Source organism: Sulfuricurvum sp. (assembly GCF_028712165.1).
In the GTDB taxonomy this organism is placed as follows: domain Bacteria; phylum Campylobacterota; class Campylobacteria; order Campylobacterales; family Sulfurimonadaceae; genus Sulfuricurvum.
In genome coordinates this window covers 1-2911 of sequence record NZ_JAQTQR010000126.1, presented here as the reverse complement: position 1 = coordinate 2911, position 2911 = coordinate 1, and the positions used below count along the sequence as shown (strand labels likewise).

4 protein-coding genes are annotated in these 2911 nt (G+C 44.3%); 3 read left to right on the top strand and 1 reads right to left on the bottom strand.

The window, feature by feature from the left end; translation table 11 throughout:
- The first annotated feature begins 217 nt into the window (after positions 1–217).
- A complete protein-coding gene (locus PHP90_RS13905; protein ID WP_299931087.1) occupies positions 218–1687 on the top strand; it encodes a flagellar hook-length control protein FliK in 1470 nt (489 codons plus the stop codon).
- Positions 1684–1935, top strand: a complete 252-nt coding sequence (locus tag PHP90_RS13900; RefSeq protein WP_299931085.1) for an EscU/YscU/HrcU family type III secretion system export apparatus switch protein — start codon at positions 1684–1686, stop codon at positions 1933–1935. Before PHP90_RS13905 ends, PHP90_RS13900 begins: the two co-directional genes overlap by 4 nt.
- Here PHP90_RS13900 and PHP90_RS13895 read toward each other — a convergent pair.
- Positions 1922–2377 carry a YcgN family cysteine cluster protein gene (locus PHP90_RS13895; RefSeq protein WP_299931083.1) on the bottom strand — a complete coding sequence of 152 codons (456 nt, stop codon included), beginning with the start codon at positions 2375–2377 and terminating at the stop codon, positions 1922–1924. The two genes, PHP90_RS13900 and PHP90_RS13895, sit on opposite strands and share 14 nt — an antisense overlap.
- Before the next feature lie 85 nt (positions 2378–2462).
- Here PHP90_RS13895 and PHP90_RS13890 point away from each other — a divergent pair.
- The coding region (locus PHP90_RS13890; protein ID WP_299931081.1) for a hypothetical protein at positions 2463–2911 on the top strand (449 nt) is incomplete at its 3' end.

The following is a 2911-nucleotide window of genomic DNA, read 5'->3' as shown; positions in this document are numbered from 1 at the left end:
GCTGAGGAGAGATGAGGCAATCTCCATAAAAAACCTTTGATATTTATAGTTGTTATTTAAAGTTCATGACTATACCGAATTAAAGATTAATTTACAATGTTTTTTGTTATTTTTTGGAAAATGTTTTCATTTATTCCTAAAATTAGTTTCTTACTCCGCATTAGTCAATACTTTTAGTACGGCAGCGAAAAAATAATTTTGTGTTATGATTTTCTCTATGATCAATCTAAATACCGATGCCCGGCTCAATATCATCCTGCCCAACACGAACAAAGCCCTAGCTGAGGCGATCAAAAACGCCACCCCCGAACAGCTCTCACAGCTCAAAGAGGGGAAAGATATCAAATCCCTCCTCACCTCGGTATTTCAGGATAAAATCACCGCTGCAAAATCGGATACCGTTTTGCTCGATATTTTAAAAAACTCAACTGCATTTAAAAATATGGGAAATCTCACCGATAACCTGCAATCGCTTCTAAAAGAGCTTAAAACCTCTCCCGATCTCTCCTCTAAAACCGCTGCATTAGAAACATTTTTGAAAAATGCCGCAACCATAGACGGCGCTACACTCAAAAATCAGATTGCTTCCAGCGGCGTTTTCATGGAATCCAAATTTGCCGCAGCATTGCAGAAAATACCCGATCTGACCCAAACACTCGAACAGCTTCGCACTCTTCTCACAAAAAGTCCTCAGAATGACGCAAAAGTCCTTCAACAACAGATTGCTACCCTTTTGGAAAGCCCTATTCTCTCGACAGCATCACAAGACTTAAAAAGTGCTATCAGCCTCACCGATACACTGAAAAAAGTGACTGAAAATCTCCATACACTGCTCTCAAAGAGTGATCCCCTATACTCCAAAGAGGTCTCTGCCCTAGCCCAGAAACTCGATCAACTCAGTGCTGTGCAAGAGATAAAGACGGCCCTTTCACAGCTCTACGGAACCCTACTCTCCAGCAAAGCCGCTGACACAAATACATTGCTCGATTCCATCGAAAAACTCCTCAAAAATTTGGATAATGCCCCTACGGAAGAGCTCAAGTCATTTACCCAACAGCTCAAAAGTGCCATCAATGAGGGAAACAGCACCAAAGAACTCACTCAGGTTATCGCGAAACTGGACGAGTTTACCAATCCCAAAGCATTGGTCACCGAAACGTTTTTAAAAGAGTCGATGGAACATGATCTCAAATCCAATCTCCTTGCTCTGCACGATGAGCTTACCCAATCAAATGATCCGAATGCTCCGAAGTTGTTGGAGCAAACCGACAAACTCCTGACCCAAATCGATTATCACCAGATTACCTCTTATATAGGCTCTTCGAACTCTATCTATATCCCGTTCGCATGGGATCAGCTCGAAGAGGGCTCAATGGCGTTCAAAAAAACGACGGATAAAAAGTTTTACTGCGAAATCAATCTTCGTCTGAAAGAGTACGGAGAACTGAATCTGATGATGGCACTGTATGAGGGAAATCAGTTGGAAATCCAAGCTCACACTGAAAAACCGGAGCTCAAAACACTGATCCACGACAATATCGCCACCCTGCGCTCCTTGCTCATCGATGCCGGATTAACCCCCAGAGCAATACGGGTTTTTGAAATGAAAGAGACCCTGTCGCCGTTAAAAGAGACCTACGGAACGGATGCGAACGGTTCCGATCTGGGATTTGAGGTAAAAGTATGAAAAAAGCGGTCGCAATGCGTTATGACCCGGCGAAAGAAAACGCCCCCCGTGTCATCGCAAAAGGACAAGGGGTCACTGCGGAAAACATTATCAAAATAGCAGAGCTTCACAACCTTCCGATCAAAAAAGATGAAGATTTGGTTGAGATGTTGAGCAAGGTGGAGCTAGATCGCGAAGTGCCGGAGAAGCTCTACCTCGCAGTGGCGGAAGTGTTTAGTTTTATCTATAAGATTACTAATCCTCGATAAATTCATCCACAACATAATCTTCCAACTCGATATCGTCACTCTCCAAAATCGGATCCAGAGCATGCATCCCGTAGGGACGAACGGAAAGGGGATCTTTGGTGATCAGCGGATGCCATGAAGGGAGCGGTTTGCCCAGATGGCGCAGACGGTACGCACATGTTTCAGGCAACCAATCATACTGAGCCGCACGTTCAACATTGAGTCCCATGCACCCCTCAACCCGTTTAAAACGATTCTCGTAATCGCTGCATTTTCCTGCTTGGATATCGTAACAATGGCACGCGACACGTGTCAAATAGATTGGAGCCGTATCGTCGTCTTCATCCTGCAGCCGGTTCAGACAGCACAGTCCGCATCCGTCACAGAGTGCTTCCCATTCCGCTGGGGTCAGTTCTTCGAGGGTTTTTGTTTCCCAAAAGGGGGCAGTTTCTTGTTGTTTCATAATCGAAAAATAGCATATTTGGGGTTAAAATCCTCTATTTGAGCCGTTATTTAGATATGATGAGGATAAAGAAAAGGATAATTTTATGACTACTGAACAACCATTGGGTGAACTCTTACGTGAATGTGCAGACTCCGTCGGAGGCAAAAACTTTTTTCTCACCCTCGCCGAAACCATCCGTAGCACCCGAGAGGGGATCATCGTCGGTGAAAAAAAACAAATCAACTACACGAGCGGAACGATGACATGGAACAAAACGCTCCATGCCGATAACTGGAGACTCCTCGTCGAGACGGCAAAAGTACGTACCAAAGACGGCAATATCCTCCTAAGCTCCGAAGACAAACGCCATAAAAACATCCTCAATATGATCCGTACCCTCAAACCGCTCACATTTACTGTCAAGCCGAACAACAGTGCTGATGGAGAGGGATTTAGCTTTAATGCATTAGAAGTAATCGATGATAAAACGACTCACGTATCACCGCTGTTTAAAGCGCTGTTTGTCATGCCGATTGATGTGTTACGAAAGAC

Bases quoted from the DNA above. Each gene is read 5' to 3' on its own strand.
- PHP90_RS13905 (WP_299931087.1), top strand. From the start codon at position 218: ATGATCAATCTAAATACCGATGCCCGGCTCAATATCATCCTGCCCAAC.
- PHP90_RS13895 (WP_299931083.1), bottom strand. From the start codon at position 2,377: ATGAAACAACAAGAAACTGCCCCCTTTTGGGAAACAAAAACCCTCGAA.
- PHP90_RS13900 (WP_299931085.1), top strand. From the start codon at position 1,684: ATGAAAAAAGCGGTCGCAATGCGTTATGACCCGGCGAAAGAAAACGCC.